16 protein-coding genes are annotated in these 21,269 nt (G+C 55.0%); 8 read left to right on the top strand and 8 right to left on the bottom strand.

The window, feature by feature from the left end; translation table 11 throughout:
• Window positions 1-230: 230 nt before the first annotated feature.
• Window positions 231-2,189: a T9SS type B sorting domain-containing protein gene (locus tag LX66_RS25100; RefSeq protein WP_145718637.1), complete on the bottom strand. Its 1,959-nt coding sequence runs from the start codon at window positions 2,187-2,189 to the stop codon at window positions 231-233.
• Between the two features lie 52 nt (window positions 2,190-2,241).
• Complete coding sequence (locus LX66_RS25105) at window positions 2,242-4,197, bottom strand: PKD domain-containing protein (protein ID WP_145718639.1); 1,956 nt, start codon at window positions 4,195-4,197, stop codon at window positions 2,242-2,244.
• 370 nt (window positions 4,198-4,567) lie between these two features.
• On the opposite strand from LX66_RS25105, the gene LX66_RS25110 reads away from it, so the two are divergent.
• Window positions 4,568-6,241 (top strand): ArnT family glycosyltransferase, encoded by a 1,674-nt coding sequence (locus LX66_RS25110; RefSeq protein ID WP_145718641.1) that lies wholly within the window; start codon window positions 4,568-4,570, stop codon window positions 6,239-6,241.
• Here LX66_RS25110 and LX66_RS25115 read toward each other — a convergent pair.
• Entirely contained in the window at window positions 6,238-7,086 is an 849-nt protein-coding gene (locus LX66_RS25115; RefSeq protein WP_145718643.1) for a helix-turn-helix domain-containing protein, read from the bottom strand. The genes LX66_RS25110 and LX66_RS25115 overlap by 4 nt on opposite strands.
• Window positions 7,087-7,224: 138 nt before the next feature.
• On the opposite strand from LX66_RS25115, the gene LX66_RS25120 reads away from it, so the two are divergent.
• Both LX66_RS25120 and LX66_RS25125 read left to right on the top strand, forming a co-directional pair.
• On the top strand, window positions 7,225-8,037 hold the full coding sequence (locus tag LX66_RS25120) for a hypothetical protein (protein ID WP_145718645.1): 813 nt from the start codon (window positions 7,225-7,227) through the stop codon (window positions 8,035-8,037).
• Between the two features lie 15 nt (window positions 8,038-8,052).
• Window positions 8,053-8,502 carry a nuclear transport factor 2 family protein gene (locus tag LX66_RS25125; RefSeq protein ID WP_145718647.1) on the top strand — a complete coding sequence of 150 codons (450 nt, stop codon included), beginning with the start codon at window positions 8,053-8,055 and terminating at the stop codon, window positions 8,500-8,502.
• 5 nt (window positions 8,503-8,507) lie between these two features.
• On the opposite strand, the gene LX66_RS25130 is transcribed toward LX66_RS25125, so the two are convergent.
• Complete coding sequence (locus LX66_RS25130) at window positions 8,508-9,356, bottom strand: 2OG-Fe(II) oxygenase (protein ID WP_244620510.1); 849 nt, start codon at window positions 9,354-9,356, stop codon at window positions 8,508-8,510.
• 78 nt (window positions 9,357-9,434) lie between these two features.
• A complete protein-coding gene (locus tag LX66_RS25135; RefSeq protein ID WP_145718649.1) occupies window positions 9,435-10,043 on the bottom strand; it encodes an RNA polymerase sigma factor in 609 nt (202 codons plus the stop codon).
• 104 nt (window positions 10,044-10,147) lie between these two features.
• Here LX66_RS25135 and LX66_RS25140 point away from each other — a divergent pair, with 104 nt between their 5' ends.
• The 3 genes from LX66_RS25140 to LX66_RS25150 all read left to right on the top strand — a co-directional run bounded on the left by LX66_RS25140 (window position 10,148) and on the right by LX66_RS25150 (window position 16,529).
• Window positions 10,148-11,152 (top strand): FecR domain-containing protein, encoded by a 1,005-nt coding sequence (locus LX66_RS25140; protein ID WP_145718651.1) that lies wholly within the window; start codon window positions 10,148-10,150, stop codon window positions 11,150-11,152.
• A 259-nt stretch (window positions 11,153-11,411) separates the two neighbouring features.
• The gene (locus LX66_RS25145; RefSeq protein ID WP_158642756.1) at window positions 11,412-14,753 is read left to right on the top strand and encodes a TonB-dependent receptor; all 3,342 of its coding nucleotides are present in this window, start codon (window positions 11,412-11,414) and stop codon (window positions 14,751-14,753) included.
• Between the two features lie 96 nt (window positions 14,754-14,849).
• Window positions 14,850-16,529, top strand: a complete 1,680-nt coding sequence (locus LX66_RS25150; protein ID WP_158642757.1) for a RagB/SusD family nutrient uptake outer membrane protein — start codon at window positions 14,850-14,852, stop codon at window positions 16,527-16,529.
• Between the two features lie 24 nt (window positions 16,530-16,553).
• Here LX66_RS25150 and LX66_RS25155 read toward each other — a convergent pair whose 3' ends face one another.
• The 3 genes from LX66_RS25155 to LX66_RS25165 all read right to left on the bottom strand — a co-directional run bounded on the left by LX66_RS25155 (window position 16,554) and on the right by LX66_RS25165 (window position 18,520).
• Window positions 16,554-17,444: a hypothetical protein gene (locus tag LX66_RS25155; protein ID WP_145718659.1), complete on the bottom strand. Its 891-nt coding sequence runs from the start codon at window positions 17,442-17,444 to the stop codon at window positions 16,554-16,556.
• Window positions 17,445-17,644: 200 nt separating this feature from the next.
• Window positions 17,645-18,067, bottom strand: coding sequence for a GNAT family N-acetyltransferase (locus LX66_RS25160; RefSeq protein ID WP_145718661.1), 423 nt, complete (start codon window positions 18,065-18,067; stop codon window positions 17,645-17,647).
• A gap of 12 nt (window positions 18,068-18,079) precedes the next feature.
• Entirely contained in the window at window positions 18,080-18,520 is a 441-nt protein-coding gene (locus tag LX66_RS25165; RefSeq protein ID WP_211366530.1) for a carboxymuconolactone decarboxylase family protein, read from the bottom strand.
• 89 nt (window positions 18,521-18,609) lie between these two features.
• On the opposite strand from LX66_RS25165, the gene LX66_RS25170 reads away from it, so the two are divergent.
• Window positions 18,610-20,076: an aminotransferase-like domain-containing protein gene (locus tag LX66_RS25170; RefSeq protein ID WP_145718665.1), complete on the top strand. Its 1,467-nt coding sequence runs from the start codon at window positions 18,610-18,612 to the stop codon at window positions 20,074-20,076.
• A 217-nt stretch (window positions 20,077-20,293) separates the two neighbouring features.
• Window positions 20,294-21,262, top strand: a complete 969-nt coding sequence (locus tag LX66_RS25175) for a glycosyltransferase family 2 protein (RefSeq protein ID WP_145718667.1) — start codon at window positions 20,294-20,296, stop codon at window positions 21,260-21,262.
• Window positions 21,263-21,269 lie beyond the last annotated feature (7 nt).

Genomic DNA, 21,269 nt, shown 5'->3' on the forward strand with positions numbered 1-21,269 from the left:
AAAAAAAGGTATCAGGAACAAAACAATACATTGCACTAACATCAGCATCAACCTCATAGGCATAGGATAGGCTTCACATCGCTCGCATTTTTTGGCAACCGGGGCCAGTTCTCCCGGCAATTTTCCAGCCGGAAAAATAATAATAATTTTTGTAATATTTAGTGAAGCGGAAAAAATAGCTGCGTAGCAAGTGCGGGGGCACTAATAGCTACACAGCTAAAAGCCAATCCCTATCTTATCAGGTTCACCGCGCCCTTGCGCAGCACTTCCTTCCCGTCCGCCAGCTTTAACCGGATGGCATATACGTATACGCCCGCGGGCTGGGCCTTGCCGTTATGGGTGCCGTCCCAGCCTGCGCCGGCCTCGCTGGTTGAAAAGATCTGCTCTCCCCACTGGTTGAATATGCGCAGTTGCTGCCCGGTAATGATATTGCCTTCGGCCCGGAAAATATCATTCAGGCCGTCATTATTGGGAGTGAAGGCATTGGGAATGAAGATGTCCTGGCTCAGCAGCCTGGCCATAGCGGTGGCCGGTTCGCTATGCTGGCAGGCTACCGCCCCCAGGGCCATTACGCTGATGGTCACGCCTTCCGAAAGCGGCAGCCCCGTTACCTGGTGGCGGGTGCCCGCAGGGCCGGAACTGGGCGCAGTATAGGCGCCGCCGTTCACAGACACCTGGTAGCCCGTTGCACCGGGCACCGGCTGCCATACAAAGGTTACGCTGCCGGGCGTGATCTCCGTGGCGGTCACCACCGGGGCGGCTACCCGCTCCAGCCAGTCTATGGTAACAACGGTACGGGGGCTGGTGCACATCCCGTTGATGGCCTCCGCGAAATATATCGCGTCCGTGCGGTCGGCCGGCACGGTATAGGTAACGCCCACGCCTACCGGCGCGCTGCCCTGGGCGCCGGTATACCAGTGATAGGTATAGGCGGCACCGGCATTCTGCACCAGCAGGGTCACGGTGCTGTCCGGGCAGGCCGTTGCACCATCCACTACCGGCGAAGGGGGGATATCCGTTACCGTTACCTGCACGGTAGTGGATAGCTCGCAGCCCAGCGAATCCGTGGCGCGCACGGTATAGGCGGTGGTGGCGGCCGGGGCAACACGCAGCTCCTCCCCGCTCCCGCCGCCGGGCTGCCAGCTTACGTTGCTTACCGGGCCGCTGGCATCAGCGGTCAGCTTTACGGAATCCCCGGCGCAAATGGCATCCGGGCTGGCCTGGGCCGCCAGCGTGGCTGCTGTTTTGCCGGGCACCGTACCGGTATACGTAGTAGCGCAACCGTTAGCGTCCAGGATCGTGCACATATAATCACCGGCAGGCAGGTTGCGGGCCGTATCTCCCAGTTGCACCGGGGCGGTAGCCCAGGTAAAGGACAGGGGCGGCATGCCGCCGGTGGCGCTCAGTGCAATGCTGCCGTCGGCACGATTACAGGTGGCCGGCGTAATATCGGCGCTCAGGTCCACCGGCGTGTACGGCACACCGGAAAGGGCCAGGATCACGGCCCGGGAGCTGGTGAGGGTACTGGTGCCGGATATATAGCGGATCGTGATGCTGTCCAGCAACTTTGGCTGGTTGCTGCAGGCCATGGGAATGTCCAGGCTGTAAAAGCGGGGATTGCCGCCGGACAGCCCATCCACGGTATAGGGCGGGGCGGCCTGCCGCGCAATACGGCCAAAGCTGCTGTATACGGCATTGGCACCGTCAAACCAGTCCTGTATGTTGACAGATGCGCCCGTAGCCGTAGTGCCATCCGTAAAATGCAGGGTAATGGCCAGCCGGCTGTCTCCTTCCGTGGAGAACAGCAGCAGGCTTATTTTATTAAAAGCCGCCGGCGTATCCAGCGCCAGCGTACCGGTGGAATCCGTGTTGGCGACTACCGCGGAGGCGGACAGGTACAGGGCATTGCTGCTGTCATAGGGCGCCAGTTGGTAGGTGCGGGTGCCGCTGGTAATGGTGCCATTGTCCGCCATGCCGCCGGAAATGCCGTTGGCTGCCGCAAAGGAGGCGGAGTACAGCAGGTAAAAGCTCAGGTCCAGGTCCGTGGTGGTCACAGCGGTAGCGCTGGCGCCGCTTTCCGCCACCACATCGTTATTAAAGCCAGAAATGCCAACAGGCATGTAGGTTTGCGCAAAGGACCGAACGGAGAACAGGATCAGTATGAGCACAATCGTAAAAACGTGTTTCATTTATTCGAGAATTAATAATTAAGAATCGTAATGCAGGGGATCGTTAATTTATTCAGCGCAGTAGCGCCACCCATCCCGTATACTTTCCGTCCTGGGGCCTGGCGGTAATAACATAGTAATACGTGCCTACCGGAAGGGCCTTGCCGCGCCAGGTGCCATCCCAGGGCCGTGCATATCCCTGGCTTTCATACACCGGCTGCCCCCAGCGGTTGAACACCTGCACCCGGCATCCGGGTATGGCGCGCAACCCGTCTATCTCCCAGCGGTCATTAACGCCATCGCCATTAGGACTGAAGGCATTGGGGATGCGCAGCACTTTGTCCGGCACCACTACCAGCCAGGCCTGGCTGCTGCTGTCCATGCAACCAATGCCGTTCATGGCGTACAGGGTTACCCGGTACTGGCCGGGCGCCGCGTATTGGTGCGAAGGGTCCGTTTGCCCGGAAGTAGTGCTGTCGCCAAAATCCCAGCGGTAGCTAAGGGCGTGCTGCGACCGGTTGCTGAAGCTGAAAAGGGCTTCGCTGTATTCCAGCGGGGTGTTGATGCCGGGAGCTGTCGCAAAGGCTGCTACCGGCAACGGCTGTACGTCAATGAGCGCCGCCTGCTCCAGGGTATCAAAGCACTGCTGCTGCTTGCCGGCTACCAGTGTAACCGTATACACGCCGGGTGCTGTATAGTGGTGCAGGGGCGCCTCTGCGGCGGAGCGTGCTCCATCGCCAAAATCCCACTGCCAGTTGTCTGCCTGCTGCGACTGGTTAGTAAAGGCCACCGGCAGCGCCGGGCAACCGGTGAGGGTATCTGCGCTGAAAGCGGCGGTGGGCAAGGGATGCACGGTCAGCAGCACGGTATCTGCCAGGGGGCATCCAAAAGCATCCTCCGCCTGCACGATATAAGTAGTAGTCGTGTCCGGCGATACCACCACGCTGGAGCCGGCTGCATTACCGGGCTGCCAGCGGTAGTTGACCACCACTCCCCCGCTGGCAACGGCGCTCAATGTAGCCGCGGTACCGGCGCACACGGCGTCCGTACTGGCGCTGGCCGTTAACACTGCGCCCGATGCTTCCGGCACATCGCCCTGGTAGATGGCGCTGCAGCCATTGGCATCAGTAATGGTGCAGGTGTAGCTGCCGGCCGGCAGGTTGACGGCAGCCGGCTGTGTTTGCACCGGTACGGTATTCCAGCTAAAGCGTAACGGGGCGGTGCCGCCGCTTACATCCAGTGCAATACTGCCATTGGCGCTGCCGCAAACAGCCGGGCTTACGGCCGGCGTTATTTCCAATGGCGTATAGGCGACACCGGAGAGCGCCAGTACCACCGCGCGGGGCGGGAAAGCGCTACCTCCACCTGATGTGTAGCTGATGGTAACCGATGCCAGGGGCTTAGCCTGGCTGGCGCAGGCCAGCGCTATATCAAAACGATAAAAACGGGGATTGTTCCCGCCAAGGCCATCCACCACGTAAGGCGGGGCGGTATTGCGCGTAATCCGCCCAAAACCGGCATACACGGCATTGGGCCCGTCAAACCAGTCCGGTATGGTTAGTACGCCGCCGGCTGCGGTAGTGCCGTCTGTAAAGTGCAGGGTAACGGTGAGCGTGCTATTGCCTTCCGTTGAAAATAACAGCAGGCTCAGTTTACTGAACGTAGCCGGGGTGGCAAGTGTCAGCACGCCGGCAGCCACCGTATTGGGCACAGCGCCGCCGGCAGACAGGAAAAGGCCGTTACCGGCGGTATAGGGCGCCAGTTGATAGGTGCGTGCGCCATTCATAATGACGCCATTGTCCGGGACGCCACCCGGTATGCCGTTGGCAGCCGCAAATGCAGCGGTATATAGTATGTTATCGCTAAGGTCCAGCACGGTGCTGGTAACAGCAGCCGCATTGGTACCCGATTCCGCAAAAACATCATGGTTAAAACCGCTGACGTTCACCGGCGTATACGTTTGTGCACAAAGCTCACGCGCACCGGCGCATAACGCCAGTGTAAGGGCAATAGTAGAAATGGTTTGCATCGTTCTATATCATCGTTTGCTGCCAGGGGCGCCAGGGAACACAAGGGACGGGTATAGGGCCACCGCAGTTTTTTTCCTGTTTAATGGTTTTCGGAATCGCAGGGTACAACAAAAAAATTTATGATCCGGGTTTTCAATGACACCTCCCGGTACCGGGAAGCGCTTTTTTTAAATACACCAGCATGATAGATTCGGGGGGGTATAAAAAATGAATTTTCATGAGGAAATATCGTTAAGCGTGCATACATTAACGTTATTTAAAATATTCGCCGCCGGCTCCAGATGATCATTTCTTTATCTTTTGCTAACGGATTTGCTAATGCAGGGATATGCCTCTATATTTGTTAAATATCTATAATTACACGGCAATATGCATTTAAATAAAACTACAACTATTATACTGCTGGTGGCGGTGGCGGCCTTCCTCTTTATTCCCTTCCTGGGCCGTGTACACCTGTTTGACTGGGATGAAATAAATTTTGCGGAATGCTCCCGGGAAATGATCAAACTGGACGACTATTCCCGTATATATGTAAATTTTAAACCTTTCTGGGAAAAGCCGCCCATGTTCTTCTGGATGCAAACGGTGGCCATGAAAATGTTCGGTGTGAACGAATTTGCCGCCCGCTTTCCCAACGCCATTTGCGGCATTGTGACCCTGCTGGTGCTGTTCCTGTGCGGGCGCCGCATCTACGACAACCGTTTTGGCGTACTGTGGGCGCTGGCTTACGCCGGGTCGCTGTTTCCCAACATGTACTTTAAATCCGGGCTGATAGATCCCTGGTTCAACCTTTTCATTTTCCTTTCCCTTTACTTTTTCATCCTGTATCACTGGAAACGCAACGGGTATGATAAGGAAGGACTGGGAAAAAAACCGCTGTACTATGCAGTATGGGCGGGCATTTTTATGGGTCTGGCTGTTCTGACAAAGGGACAGGTGGCGCTGATGATCTTCCTGCTGGTGCTGGGCGTGTACCTGGTATACAACCGCTTTAAGGTGTATTTTGGCTGGGGGCATGCGGTGGTGTTCCTGCTGGTGGCCGCCGGGGTCACCTTTACCTGGTACGGGTACGAGACCATCAAGAACGGTCCCTGGTTCATCACGGAATTCCTGCGCTACCAGTACCGCCTTTTCACCACGCATGATGCGGGCCAGAAGGGTTTCCCGGGCTACCACTTCGTGGTGATCCTCTTCGGCTGTTTCCCCGCGTCCCTCTTTGCGATCCCCGCCTTTTTCAAAATGCCCTTCACCCATCGCTATGACCGGGATTTCAAACGCTGGATGGTACTGCTGTTCTGGGTGGTGACCATCCTGTTCACCATCGTGCAGTCCCGTATCATTCACTACTCTTCCATGGCCTGGTTCCCGGTTACTTTCCTGGCCGCCTATACCTTTTATAAATGGGAGCGCCAGGAAGCGCCGTATAAAAAATATGTAGCGGTGTTCACCGGCATCATTGGCGCCATTGTTTCATTGCTGCTGCTGCTGGTGACCATCATTGCCATGAATATTGAAAAGCTGGTACCATATGTAGACGACCCGTTTGCACAGGCCAACATGATGGCGGATGTGCACTGGTCCGGCTGGGAAGGCTCCGCCGGCGTGCTGATGGTCCTTACCGTGGTGCTGGGCCTCCGGTACCTGAAAAAACACGCTTTCGGCCACGCCGCCTGGACCTTTTTTGGCGGCACGGCCATCGTGATATTCCTGGCCGCGGCGCTGATCGTGCCCAAGGTGGAGCGCTACTCACAGGGCGCAGCCATCGACTTCCTGGAAGAACGGCAGGGAGAAGACTGCTATGTGAATGCGCTGGGCTACTGGAGCTACGCGCCTTTCTTTTACGCGCGCAAGGAACCGCCGCAGAACCCCAACTCCTACAACGAGGAATGGCTGCTGACCGGCGATATTGATAAACCGGTGTATTTCGTTACCAAGGTAGACCGCGTGGAGAATTACACGAAGCATAACCCGGAGCTGAAGGAACTGTACCGGAAGAACGGGTTCGTGTTTTTGAAGAGAGCAATACCGGGTAAGGCCGACTAAAGGAATTTAGGCGGCGTTTCCTCAAAACAGGCGTAGTTCTCTGCCCGGAACCTGCCAGGGCTGTCGCCCAGGAAATACCGGAAATCCCGGGTAAGGTGCATCTGGTCTGTATACCCGAACTCATAGGCCAGCGCAGGCCATGTGATCCCCTTGTGCCGCATCTTGTAGTACAGCATGTTGGTAAACCGCACCATCCTGCTGTAATGCTTGGGGGAGGTGCCCACCTCCTTCATGAAATTGCGCTCCAGTTGCCGCTGCGACAAACAGACCTTTTGCTGCAATTGGGCGATAGGCCCCGGCACTTTACCGGTGTTGATCAACCGGGTCATGAGGTCCACGGCCCCATATGCATGCATACTGTAAGCATTCTTTTGCGCCAGTTTTAACAGGTAAGGTTCCGCTATGGCAACGCAACTGTCTATGTCCGTACAGGGCAATAGCTGCTCTGTAATTTCCGCAAACAGCGCCCGGTGCACCAGTGTGCCATCCACTACTTCATCGCAGAAAAGATGGGCCGGTATGCCCAGTAAACCATGCAGTCCGCCGGGGGTAAGCTTCACTACAAAAACGGTAAAATCGCCCTGTACCCGGATATAGTGCTTCTGATGGGTGCGCAATCCCCTGATCACGCTCCTGGCAAAAGGCACTTCCAGTGCGGAGGCGCAATTAATGGTCGTAATGCGCTCGCCCAGGAAAAAGTCAAGCGTGCTTTGACACCATACCGGCATATGCTGTATATGCGTATGACCTGCGGGCACTTTTACATTCCGGAAGGAATATTCCATGATGAAAGGCCGGAGCGGCCGGGCGGGGAGCCGTTTGGTAATGGTCCAGGGGGAAAACATAAGATGAGCGTTGAGACAACCATTCCTAAAATAAGCATTTATATGGAGATGTGCAACAATGTCGATTTTTTACTATATCAGCAGGCATTTTCGGGAGAAATTTGCGGATAAGCGTTCACTGCTTTTAAATGAATAACTATGAGAAAGCCCGTACTTATATTGATCAGCACCTGCATAGCCCTGTTCCCCGGCTGCAGCGAGGACAATGACACGCCACAGCCTCCCGCATCTGACTGTCGGATCATCACCATGGTGCAGGACCGGGGAGGGGATGCCACTACTTATGACATTAGCTATAACAGCGAAGGGAAAATTTCCAGCATTCAATTGGACGATAACAATAAAAGTTTGTACACCCTCAACTATACAGGAAACACATTTATACACGAACTGCATTATAGTAGCAGGCGGTTCAGCCATACGCTGGTGGAATTGAATGATCAGGGATTACCGCTGAAAATAACGGAAGAACTGTATAATGACATACTGCAGCCTAACAAAATTACTAACCGGAACTACACTACTTACGAGTACAACAGCCGGGGTGAACTGCTTAAGTACAAGGCCTGGTATGACAATCTCAGCAACCCGGATGCAGGCATCGAAATAACTACACTTGTCACCTGGTCAGGCGGTAATGCCGTTAAAGCAGCCGTGTCGGACGGCAGCGAATGGCTGGAACTGGAGTATTACACCGACCGGCCCTGGCAACCCGGTGACGAGATCAACAGGTTATTCCTGATCCAGCAAGGTATCTGCCCATATAAAAATAAAAACCTGGTAAAAGCGCAGAAATATGTAAAAAAGAACAATGACGGCACTACTTCGGTTATCCAGATCACTAATATAAATTATGAATTTGACGGAGAAGGAAAGATTACCTCCGCTACCAGCACAACCAGCACGATACCCGGCAAGATAGTCACCCAATATCAATACGCCTGTAACTGATAACCGGATCGATATATGTATAGCGCAAAATTTACCCCACTGAGCAGCCTGCTCCTGCTCATTTCCCTGCAGGCCCTGTGCCAGCATGACACTACCCTCATCCGCCAGCGTGAGCATGCTTTGCGGGAGGCCATTCTGCGGCACGACTCCACCACCCTGTATGCTATCTGGATGCCCGACCTGGTCGTGAACAACCCGCGCAACTTTGCTGCTGACGCCCAGGTAGTGAAAACCGCTTTCCGTTCAGGCGTGCTTGACTATGAGTTGTATGATATCCGCATCGAAAAGATACGCTTCCTGGATAATACTGCGGTGGTGATGGGACAGGAATCCGTAAAACCGGTGGCGCCAGCGCCGCATGCCGGCCAAACCCTGACCCGGCGCTATCTCAATGTATGGACGCTGCATAACGGTACCTGGCGGCTGGCCGCCAGGCAATCTACCATTATTGCGAAGGAGGATTAAAGCCGCTATTTCTTTTTGGAGAAGAACCGCAAAATGCTGCTCACGACCTTGTCATTGGAGCCCAGCCAGCCTTTAACTTCGGTGTACAGCGCCACCATGGCGTTGTCCAGCTTCACCATCAGCTTGTTGCCCTGGCCCGGCCTGGCCTTGTAATGCGTAGCCCTGCGGAAAGGATTTTTTTCAATGGAATAATAGTATAACGCGATGGAACGCCTGAACTGTCCTTCCGGGCAGGTCATGGGTTCAGGATGACCGTGGTAGGAATCCGCGTCGGTATTAAAGATCACGCAGCGGTTAAAAATGGGCGATACCTTCTTTTCGCAGGCCGTCATTTTACGGTCCCACAGCTCCAGTTGCCCGCCCCATTCATCTTCCCAGTCCTTATTCAGGTACACCAGCACATTTACCCGGCGCTGCCAGTTGCGGTGATGCGGGTGCACGGTAAAATCAGCGTGGATGTTCAGGAAGCCGCCGCGGCCGGATTGATGGATGCCACCGCCTTCCAGGAAATCATCCTTCTGCAGGTTTTTAATGCCGGTCAGCTCGCTCAGGAACGCCAGGAACTCCGGGGAGTTCAGCTCGTTGATGGTGCGGCGGATGGTGTCCGGCAACTGGTCCAGCTTGTTCAGGCCGCGTTTCTTTTCATTGAAGTGCACGTAATTGATCCAGCCATCCGCTTTGTTGAGCGTGTTGAACTCTTCTATGCATTCATCCAGTATGGCAGGATTGAGAAAGTTTTCCAGGACAATGTGCGGATAGGGATCCGCTTCCTGGTATTGCTTGCTTAGCATAGAAAGCTGACTGTTCCAGCTATTTACATCAATGACAGTTGTAGGCGATAATGTCTGTTGCAATTTCGAACTTTTTACTATATGTAATAATAACAAATATAACGTCCGCCGGCGAATGTATCAAGGTTATTTTTTAGTTAATTATGGCCGGTGCATCAGCCAGCACAGCAGTAGGGCCAGCTCGTTGCCCAGGGAGGACCGCAGTATCCGCAAAGCCTTGCGCATGTGCTGTTCCACGGTATTTACGGAGATGTTCAGCCGCTCGGCCACCTCCTTGTTGGTCAACTGGTTCTCCCGGCTCAGCAGGAAAACCGTGCGGCATTGCGCAGGCAGCTCCTGTATCTTGTGCTGCAGCAGCATTTCCATTTCCTTCAGCTCCAGCAATCCGCCGGCGTCACGAACGCCGGCAGGCATGTCCTGTATGAAGGCCTGCTCTTTTTTCAACTGCGCCAGTTGCTGCCGGTGGTAGTTATACACGCGGTTGCGCAGGGCTACGAACAGGTAGTTTTCCAGCACGGTATGCTCGTGCAGGCCGGGCAACTGCCGGTAGAGGGCCATGAACAGGTCCTGCACCAGCTCCTGTGCCGCTTCCAACTGGCCGGTCTTTTTATGCGCGATATTCACCAGGCGAATAAAATGCCGCTCGTAAATAGTATCAAAAGCTTTTTCGTCACCCTGCTTGAATAATGCTATTAATGTGGTATCGGTATGGTGGGCATATGGTTTGATAGTGATGCAGTTTATCCAAATTTAATAATTAAATCAATTTTTTTTTGAAATTCTGCCCGCCGGAGTAACGGTACTCCATTGTAATTGTGTTTATATATATGGACATCTATTTTATGCAGTAGTTTATGGATCCTCAGTACCTGTTATTGCTTTTGGAAAAATACAGCACAGGCGCCTGCACGCCGGCCGAGCTGGAGCTGCTGGACGCCTGGTACACAGCTTTGGGCAAAGAGCGGCCGGACCAGTTGCTTGACCCCGACAGTGAAGCGGCCATGCTGTTAACGCAGCAGAAGCTGCAGGAGCTAAGAGCGCGGCTGACAGCCGTACCGGCCGGCGCGCCGCTGCGTCCCGTACGAAACCCCTTGTGGCGGCGCATGGGCCGCTGGGCTGCTGTAGTAGCCGGCATCGCCCTGGTATCCGGCATGACCTGGTATAGCTGGCAGCAACGCCGGCAACAGGTAGCCCTGCAGGCAACGCCGCAAACGGTAGACAAGCTGGCCTACAGCCGGCACATCACCCTGCCGGACAGCAGCACCGTAGTGCTGCATGCCGGCAGCCGCCTGGAATACCCGGCTGCCTTCAGCGGCGCCGAAAGAGTAGTGACGCTTTCCGGGGAAGCTTACTTTGATATCCGCGAAGACCCTGCACACCGCTTTGTGATCAATACCGGCCGCGTAAAGACCACGGTGCTCGGCACCGCCTTTAACATTAAAGCCTACCCCGGCTCCAACGAGATCACCGTATCCGTTACCAAAGGCAAGGTGAAAGTGGAAGACGGGCAGCAGGTGCTGGCCGTGCTCACGCCCGACCAGCAGATGGTGTACAACACCCTGGCCGCCACCCTGGCGCAAAAACCGGTGAATGCGCTGGAGCAGGTCAACTGGGCGCGGGAGGACATGGTGTTTGAATCCGTGCCCTTTGAGCAAATTACCACGGCTATCAGTAAACGCTATGAAGTGGATATACGCTTTGACAACCCGGCGCTGGCGCAATGCCCGGTCCGGGCCTCCTTCAGCGGCACAGAATCACTGGAGGAAGTGCTGACCGTGTTATGCACCGTAAGAAATGCTACCTATACCCTGCTGCCCGATGGCGATGTGATGATCCACGGCAAGGGCTGTTCCAATTAATAATTAACAATTAAGCATTAATAATAAAGGCGACCAAAATCACAATGAAACACCCGTGCAACGATTCTTGATTATTCATTATTAATTAACCATCGTAACAATGAAGTAACAGTGTAACACCGGCCCTCAAAAAGGGGCCTGGGGAAGGTTTTGCCAAAAAAAGCTAAAAACATTCACGTTATGCGCAGCTACGCAATAGCGGGCGGATGCCCGCATGCCCTGTTTATTGTCTCATCTAAACCATAATGCCCGTTCTCTTATGAAGATCAGTACCTTACTACTTGTATGCATGCTGCTGCTCTCCCCGCTGTGGGCGGCCAGCAGCACCGCGCAGAACATTGCCACCAGGCAGATCACGCTGGCGCTCAGCCATGTAACCCTGCGCAGCGCATTGGAGAAAGTGGAAACCCTGTCCGGCTTCCGCATTGCTTTTCCGCCGGAGCAGGTGCGCCGCTACCGGAACATTTCCCTGGAAAAAGGCACCCGCTCGGTAAAGGAAACGCTGGAACTGCTGCTGGCCGGCACGCCGCTCAGCTTCAAACAGCAGGATGATATCATTATCATTTACCGCCCGGCGCCACGCAGCCCGGCTGCAGACACCATTATCAAAAACCCGCCGCCTGCCAGGCAGCAGGCGCAGTCCCGCACCATCATCGGCTCCGTGATAGAGTACCGCAGCAATGAGCCGCTGCCCGGCGTAACCGTGCAGGTAAAAGGCACCAGCCGCGGCACCACTACGCAGGCCGACGGCACTTTCAGCATTGTAGTGCCGCCCGGCGAAGCGGTACTTTCCTTTTCCTATGTAGGCTTTGAAACAAAAGAAGTGGAAACCGGCGCTACCAACTCCGTAAACGTAGCCCTCAGCCCTTCCAACATCGGCCTGAAGGATGTGGTGATCGTAGCGTACGGCGAGCAGAAAAAAGCCACCGTTACCGGCGCCATTTCCTCCATCACCACCAAAGAGCTGGTGCAAAGCCCGGTGTCCAACCTCACGAATGCGCTGGCCGGCAGGCTACCCGGCCTCATTACCACGCAGCGCAGCGGGGAGCCGGGCGTGGACGGCAGCACCCTGTACATACGCGGCGTAGCCACGCTTAATAATGCAACGCCGATCGTAATGGTGGACGGCGTGGAACGCCCGATGGACTATGTAGACCCCAATGACGTGGAAAGCGTGACCATCCTCAAAGACGCCGCCGCTACCGCAGTGCTGGGCATGCGCGGGGCCAACGGCGCCATCCTGGTCACTACCCGCCGTGGCAAGGCCGGCACGCCGCAGGTGAGCTTCCGCGCATCCGCCGGCATACAGGAGCCTACCCGCCTGCCGCCCTACCTCGGCTCCTATGATTATGCGCGGCTGCTGAATGAAGCCATGCGCAACGACGGGCAGCAGGTGCCCTTTACAGACGAGCAACTGGAAGGCTATAAGAACGGCTCGCTACCCAACACCGATTACTATAAATTCCTGATGCAGCCTTCGCAGGTAGCCAGCGCCAACCTGAATGTAAGCGGCGGCGGCAACGTAGCGCGCTACTTCATTTCCGCGGGCTACAATGTGGCGGAAGGCAATTACCGGCATACCACGGAGAACAAGGACGGCTACAATGCCAACAACCTGATGAAGCGCTATAGCCTGCGCGCCAACGTAGACGTGGACATCTCCCCCAACCTCACCGCGCGCCTGGACCTGGCGGGCATTTTAACGGACCGCACGGACGGCAACAACAGCGCATCCGGCGTGATGCAGCTCGCCAACCGCATGCCGCCTATCTATCCCATTTTCAACCCCGACGGCTCTATGTGGGGCACCGGTACCTATACCAGCAACATCTATGGCGAACTGTCGCAGAAAGGCTACCGGCGCTGGTATAACAACACGGTACAGGGCACCTTTGCCCTTACCCGCAAACTGGATTTCATTACCAAAAACCTCAGCGTAAAAGCGTCTTTCTCCTACGATAATACCAACCGGCCCAGCGCTTCCTATACCCGCAGCTATGCGGTGTACCAACCCTTGTTTGATGACCAGGGTAACCCCGCCGGCTACCGCACCATTGGACAGGATACCAAGATAGATCCCAATGGCGGCTTTGGCGGCGGCGATGCCATCCGCAACACCTATTTTGAGACCACCCTTAACTGGAACCGCCAGTTCAACGACCACGAAGCCAGCGCCATCCTGCTGTGGAACCGCCGCCTGCAGGAATTCAACTCCCAGATACCTTACGCCTACCAGTCCCTGCTGCTGAGAGGCACCTATAACTACAAGCTGAAATACCTGCTGGAGTTCAGCGCCTCCTACCAGGGATCGGAGAACTTTCCCCGGGAAAGCCGCTATGGCTTCTTCCCTTCCATTTCCGGCGGCTGGGTGCTGTCTGAAGAGCCGTTCTTCAAGAACAATGTACGCGTGGTGAACTTCCTGAAAATACGCGGCTCCTACGGTGAAGTGGGCAATGACCGCTCCAGCGGCTCACAGTTCCCGCCTGCCTCCGAGCGTTTTCTCTGGTTTACCTCCTGGTCAGGCGCGCCGCAGTATTACTTTGGCACCAATCCTGCACAGGCCAACGGCTGGGCGCAGGGCGCCATCGGCAACCCCAATGTAACCTGGGAACGCGGCCGCCAGGTGGATGTGGGCCTGGAAGCCCGCCTGTGGAACGACCGGCTGGGGCTGACAGTGGACGTGTTCCGCCAGCGGAGGAGCAAGATCCTGATACCCCGTAAAACACTGTCCGACGTATTCGGGCAGGACATCAAGGCGCAGAACATCGGCATTGTAGACAACAAAGGCATTGAAATAGAGCTTACGCATCAAAACACCATCGGCCAGGTGAGCTATACCATCAAGCCCAACCTCACCTATGCGCGCAACAATATCGTGTACCAGGATGAAGTGCCCCAGTCCTACCCCTGGATGCGGCGCACCGGCCACCCGGTAGGCACCCGGTTCGGGCTGATAGCCGAAGGCTTTTTCCGTGACCAGGAGGACGTAGCGAACAGTCCCCTGCAGAACTTTTCCAGCAACTACGGCCCCGGCGATATCAAGTATAAAAAACTGACCGGCAAGGAATATGATTACATACAGGCCGCCTTTGATGAAACGGCTATCGGCTACGCACGTACGCCCGAGATCATGTACGGCGCTACCTTTGGCATAAACTACAAGGGCTTCGACCTGTCTGTACTGCTGCAGGGCGCCGCCCATACGGATGTGTCACTGGACGGGGAAGCGGCCTATGAATTTTTCCAGGGCGGCAAGGTAAAGCCTTTCCACCTGGGCCGCTGGACGCCGGAAACAGCCGCCACGGCTACCTATCCCCGCCTGCACGCCACTACCAACGCCAACAATCACCGCCTGTCCACCTTCTGGATCCGCGACGCCAGCTACCTCCGTATCAAGAATGCGGAGATAGGCTACCAGTTGCCCAAGCGGTGGATAAAGCGGGCAGGGATCAACTATTTTCGTATATACATTAACGGTATGAACCTGCATACCTGGGACAAGCTGGATGATTTTGGCCTGGACCCGGAAGTGAACAATGGCCGGGGCGATATGTACCCGATCCAGAGGATATGGAATTTCGGCATCGATGTCAAATTTTGAGGCAGGAAGTAAGAAATAGGAAGCAGGAAATGGGAACCCGTGCAAATCATCATACCTCTTACTTCCTGCTTCAAAGTCCAAACTAAACATATGTTTATGAAACAAGCAATCATATTACTTACCATTATCGTACTCACCGCCTGTAAAAAGGATTTCCTGGACCGGGCCGCCACCACGCAACAGCAGGATGAGGACATCTTTACCAACTTTACCATGACGGACCAGGTGGTGAATAACCTGTACTCCCGCATACGCGGCCCTTACACCTACCTGGGTGGTTATTCCATGAGCTCCGCTACAGACGAGGGCAAAGACGCCTCCAGTTGGATGGCCTCCCAGACCTTTAACAACGGTTCCTGGAACGCCACTACCATCGGCAACACCTGGCGCGAAAATTATGTAGCCCTCCGCCAGGCCAATACCATCCTGGAAAACGTAGTGAAATACAATACGCCGGACGATCCCAATAATCCCGGCACGCTGGAGAACCGCATCGGGGAAGTGTATTTTCTAAGGGCCTGGTTCCTGGCAGAGCTGATCAAACAGTTCGGCGGCGTGATCATCGTTACCCAAACGATGGACCAGACCGACAGTGAAGCGCTGAACCGTCCCCGCAACACCTACGACTCCTGCGTGGCGCAGGTACTGGCCGACTGTGATGAAGCTTTTAAACGCCTGCCTTTATCCTATCCCAGCACCCAGGTGGGGCGCGTTACCAAAGGCGCCTGCCTGGCCCTGAAAGCCCGCGCCCTGCTGTATGCCGCCAGCCCGTTATGGGCCATTGCCGGCAAAACCAGCTTCCAGGGCGACATCAGCAGCAACAGCACGGCCTCCGACCCCGAGAAGTGGCGGAAGGCCGCTGCTGCTGCCAAAGCCGTGATAGACCTGCAGGGCGACGGCGGCCCCGTGTACCGCCTGGAGCCCAACCTGGCGGCCCGCAAGCAAATGTTCACCTCCACCACCCTGCTCAGCAACGAGGTGATCTTTCAACGCATGCGCGAAACAGACCAGGGTATGGACCGTTACCTGTTCCCCTTTGGCAACAGCGGCTGGTCCGGCTGCGCGCCCACCCAAAACCTGGTAGATGACTATGAAATGGATAACGGCTTTCCTGTCACGGACCCCGCCTCCGGCTATGACCCGTCCCAACCCTATGCACACCGGGACCCACGCTTTTACCAGGACATCCTTTACAACGATGCCGACTTCAAAGGCCGCAAGATCGAGACCTTTGCCGGCGGCAAAGATGCATTGAGCACGGATGTAGACCATACCCGCACCGGTTACTTTGCACGCAAGCTGCTGGACGAGAACATTACACCCAGCCAGTCATCGTCTGTAAGGCAGGTGCATGGCATTATTTTCCGGCTGGCGGAATTTTACCTCGGCTATGCGGAAGCGCTCAACGAGTACGACCCCGGTAATCCTGACATCGCCACTTACGTGAACGCCATCCGCGCACGCGCGGGCATGCCGCCCCTGCCCGCCGGGCTTTCCCAGCCGGACATGCGGCAGCGTATCCGAAATGAAAGGAGGATAGAGCTGGCCTTTGAGAACCACCGCTTCTGGGATGTGCGCCGCTGGAAGATAGCCGAACAAACGGAAAGGGCTATTTACGGCCTGCAGGCCATTGTGGACAATACGGCTCCCGGCGGCTTCCGTTACGAACGTTTCAAGGTAGAGGACCGGCCCTGGCGCAATGCCATGTACATCATCCCCATTACCGTGGATGAAACACTCCGGAATCCCAACCTTGTGCAGAATGAAGGGTGGTAATGCCGGCCGGCCATCTGTTGTATGTTAACCCTGGAAAGAGGCCGGCAGCTTAGCCCCGTTGCCGGCCGCTTTCTTTTTTCGTTTGGGCATGGTCAGCTCTCCTTTTATGGAGCTGAACAACATGATCTCATCCGCGGTGGGCGCCAGGGAAGCTGCGCCCTTTAAAGCCGCTTTAGTGGCCGCAAAGCCCCTGCTGTCGATAACACCGGCCGGTGAGGGGCGTTTCAGCACCGCCGGCGTGAGGCCGAACTTGATGTCCAGCGCAAACTGCTCCGTGGCGGTGGACAGCTCCCCGTTGAGGTTTACGCCCCAGGCGCCGCCCTGGGCCTTACCGGTGTATTTTTCATATTTCTTGCGAATGATGTTCTTCTGCACGAATCCCATTACCACGAACAGGTAACAGATCTCCGGGTCGTTCAGCAGGTCTGCATTGTCTTTTTTCCATTGGTCCAGCCCGGTTCTCCAGCTAGCGTCTTTGGTATCTACCAGCCCGGTAGCCTGGTCCATTACCAGTACGGAAAAACTGGTTTCCGCGTTCAGCTCGGCCGACAGGTAGCTCAGGAAGGATACGCTTGCCGCCAGCGACTTGTCCACCATGATGGAGCTGCGCAGCACGGGCTTGGTCAGCCTGGAGGCCTCGTTCACTTTATGCGCTACCGGGAACGGGGTTAGCTCCGCCGGGTAGCCGGCTTCATTAAAGCTGGCGGGGCATTGCCCGTCTTTTTTCCTCACCTGTATCACCTGGCCCAAAATAGCGTAGGGGTCCGCGGTATAGGCATCCGCGTCAATGTACGCCATCTGCAGGTCCAGGTTCAGTTTGCTGATGGCCTCCCGGGTGGATGGTACGATCACTTTACCGGCCACGGATTCATTCATGACTTTGTTTACGTGGTCTTTGTCTGCATTTTGTCCCATGGTATATGATTTGTGTGTTAAGAGGGGTGAAAATTTATTTGGGGTAATTACACGATCCTGCTGTTGCTACTTGTTTTAGCTGATGTATTGGGATATTCTGTATGTAATTTATTGAAAAATATCCAAATAAAAACAAAGCATTGCAACACCGGGTTGCAATGCTTTAATGTAACGGAAGGAAAGGCTACAGTACAGCTTATCTACAACTTATAACTAAAATGATGCGCCGCCAGCTTGTATCCCTTTCTCAGGTACAAGCGGTGCGCGTCATGCCGTTGAAAACCGCTGTCCAGTATCACCTCACCTTTACCTGTTTCCCTGGCCAGCTCGTGGATATAGTCCAGCAAGGCGCCGGCATAGCCTTTGCCCCGGCAGGCCGGCAGCGTGCACAGGTCATCCACGTAAATGAATTTACCGGCAAACAACGAGTGCAGGTTACGGTAACCCGCAAACGCCGCTACCTGCTCCTTTTCCGCCAGGTACAGCAGGTGGTACCCTTCCTCCTGCATTTCCTTTACCTGCTGTACAAAACCGGGCTGCTGCAGGTGGGGGCGCAGGGTGTGCACTACCTCCCAGCAGGCGGCTATTTCTTTTTCTGTTTGCGCAAATCTGATCTGGTGCATATACGTTGATTTTTATTGTGGCGGGTGCATGTTCAGGGATACGCCGATACGGTTCCAGGCATTGATGGTGATGATGGCCATGATCACCTGTGCGGTCTTTTCCTCACCGAACAGCGACAGGGCCTGCTGGTACAGCGGTTCGCTCAGCCCCTGCCGGTGTATCAGCGTGATCTCCTCTGTAATGGTCAGCAGCAACTGTTCTTCCTCCGTAAAAAAGTTGGGGGCTTCCCGCCATACGCCCACCAGGTAGAGCTTCCGGGGCTCCATGCCCAGGTTCAGCGCATCGCCGGTATGCATATCCACGCAATAGGCGCAGCCGTTGATCTGCGAAGCCCGGATCTTTATCAGTTCATAATGGCGCTTGTCAATGCTGGTATTTTCCATGTACTGGTCCAGCGCGTTCATGGCTTTGTAGGCGGCAGGCTGTACCTTGCCCATTTTCAATCTTGACATAATATCCTGTTTTAATGGTTTGACCCCACAAAAGTATCCATCGCTTGGGCTACCTTTATAGTCCAGTTATAACAAAACAAGTAGTCCAGATGCTGCCCTTTCAAACATTGCTGACCATTAACAAAGAAGCTGCCATGCCGGTATACCAGCAGATCGCCAATGGCCTGGTGCGCCTGATCCGCGACGGTGTGATCAAGCCCGGCGCAGCGCTGCCCGGCAGCCGGGAAATGGCCCTGCTGTTGCAGGTGCACCGCAAGACCATTGTAGCCGCTTACCAGGAGCTGTTTACGCAGGACTGGATAGAAACCATCCCGCGCAAAGGCGTGATCGTTTCCCAGCGCCTGCCGGAAATAAAACCCCGCACTTTTAAAGCGGCCGCACGGCTGCCCGCCTATGCCGGCAGCACCGGCTTCGCCTACCAGAAACCGCGGGCTATGCCCTCCGCAGCAGCCAGAGCCGGGGAATTCCGGCTGGCGATCAACGATGGCTTCCCCGATTACCGCATTGCGCCCATAGACCTCCTGGTGCGCGAATACCGCAGCCTGTTCCACAGCCCCGCCATAAAACGGTATGCCATGTACGGCAGCTCGGCCGGCCCGCTCAGCCTGCGCAACGAGCTGGTACAATTCCTCACGGACAGCCGCGGACTGAACATAGGCCCCAATAACCTGCTGCTGACGCATGGCGCGCAGATGGCCATTTACATTGCCGCCAGCATGATATTAAAGCCCGGCGCCACGGTACTGACAGGCGACCCGAATTATTTCCTGGCAGATATGACATTTCAGCAACTGGGCGCAAAACTGGTAAGGATACCCATGGACGGGCACGGGATGGACGTAGAAGCCATTGCCCGCATCTGCAAGCGTAAGAAACCGGACCTGCTCTATATTATTCCGCACCACCACCACCCTACTACCGTAACGCTCAGCGCAGACCGGCGCATGCAACTGCTGGAGCTAATCCACCAGTACCGCCTGCCCGTGATAGAGGATGACTATGACTACGATTTTCATTACAGCAGCGGCCCTATATTGCCGCTGGCCAGCGCAGACCATGGCGGCAACGTGATCTATATCGGCTCCCTCACCAAATCGCTGGCTACGTTTATGCGTGTGGGGTATATGGTAGCGCCGGAGCAATTCATCCAGGACGCATCAGTGCTGCGAAGGCTGATCGACATACGGAGCGATAATGTGCTGGAAGAAACATTGGCCCTGCTGTTCAGGAACGGCGACATACAGCGCCATCTTAAAAAATCCGTCAAGTTGTACCACGAGCGGCGGGACCTGCTCTGCCAGTTGATGGAAAAGGAGCTGAATGGCCTGGTCACCTTTCGGCCTCCGGCAGGCGGCATGGCGGTATGGACCCGCTTCCATAAAAAGCATCCCCTGCCGGCGATTGCCGCCAGGGCCGCCACGCACGGGCTGTTCATGGCAGACGGCAGCAACTACAGCTACGGCTCGCATAACCACAATGCCCTGCGCATCGGCTTTGCATCGCTGAACGAAAAGGAGATCAGGGAAGTGGTGGCCATATTGAAGAAAGTGGGCTGATACGGCGCCGGGTGCAGGCAGGTAAGCGCCAGTTACCGGTGCCGTAAATGCCGTCGGACTGTGAGCCCAACAGGGACAGGCAAAGCAGGCATGCGGCAATCCACACATATTCTATTTTACTGATTATTAAATATTTCCGGATAAAAATATATTTATATTTATCTGTAATAAAGTCAGGCAGGATTCGTAATTTTGCGGTTTAAAATTACTGTTTTTCATGACAAACGCTAAGTTGGAGACGCATACTCCACTTGTTTCTGCCATCATTCCTAACTATAACCATGCCGCTTACCTGGATGAGAGGATCCAATCCGTACTAAACCAAAACTTTGATGATTTTGAGGTGATTATACTGGATGATTGCTCTACAGATAACAGCCGTGAAGTGATAGAACAATACAGGGACCATCCTAAAGTAACAAAGATCATTTACAATGAAGTGAATGGGGCTAGTGTGTTCAGGCAATGGAAAAAAGGCGTGGAGGCCGCCAGCGGAAAATATATCTGGATGGCGGAAAGTGACGACTATTGTGAGTCTTCCCTTTTAAAGCACCTGGTAGCCGGGCTGGAGAAACATGACAATTGCGCTATTGCCTACTGCCAGTCCATTGCCTTTGATATGCAGGAGAATATCATGTGGCAGTCATTTTACACCCAGTTGACGGATATCATTCCCGGCAGGGAGTTCATTCCCCGCTTTCTTTCTTTGCAGTGCGCCATTTTTAATGCCAGTATGGCCATTTTCAGGAAGGAGCTGTTTGCAGCAGTGAATGAAGAGTTCCTCGATTTTAAGTTCAGCGGCGACTGGTATTTCTGGATCGAGCTGTGTAAAATGGGAGATGTTTTTGTCTGCGGCCGGACCCTGAATTATTTCAGGAATCACAATGGGGATGTTACCACCCGGGCCGTTAAAACCGGTCAGAATTACCTGGAAGCGGCCAGGATACTTACACGCAGCTATAACCAACAACTGATCCCGAGAGGTGTATACTGGAAGGCGTTCAAAAAGCAGCACCGTCAGTTCTGGTTCACCAGGGATCAATACACAGGGCCCCTGCGGGAGGCGTTGAACAACTGTTTTTACAACCAGCAAACCACCCACCTGTTCCCGGTACTGCTGCGCTTGGATGCCATGTCAAAATTCATCCGGTTAAAATTAAAACGCAAAAAAGTAAGGCCTTACTAAGCAATTA

Origin of the sequence: Chitinophaga japonensis (assembly GCF_007830125.1) — a bacterium.
GTDB lineage: Bacteria > Bacteroidota > Bacteroidia > Chitinophagales > Chitinophagaceae > Chitinophaga > Chitinophaga japonensis.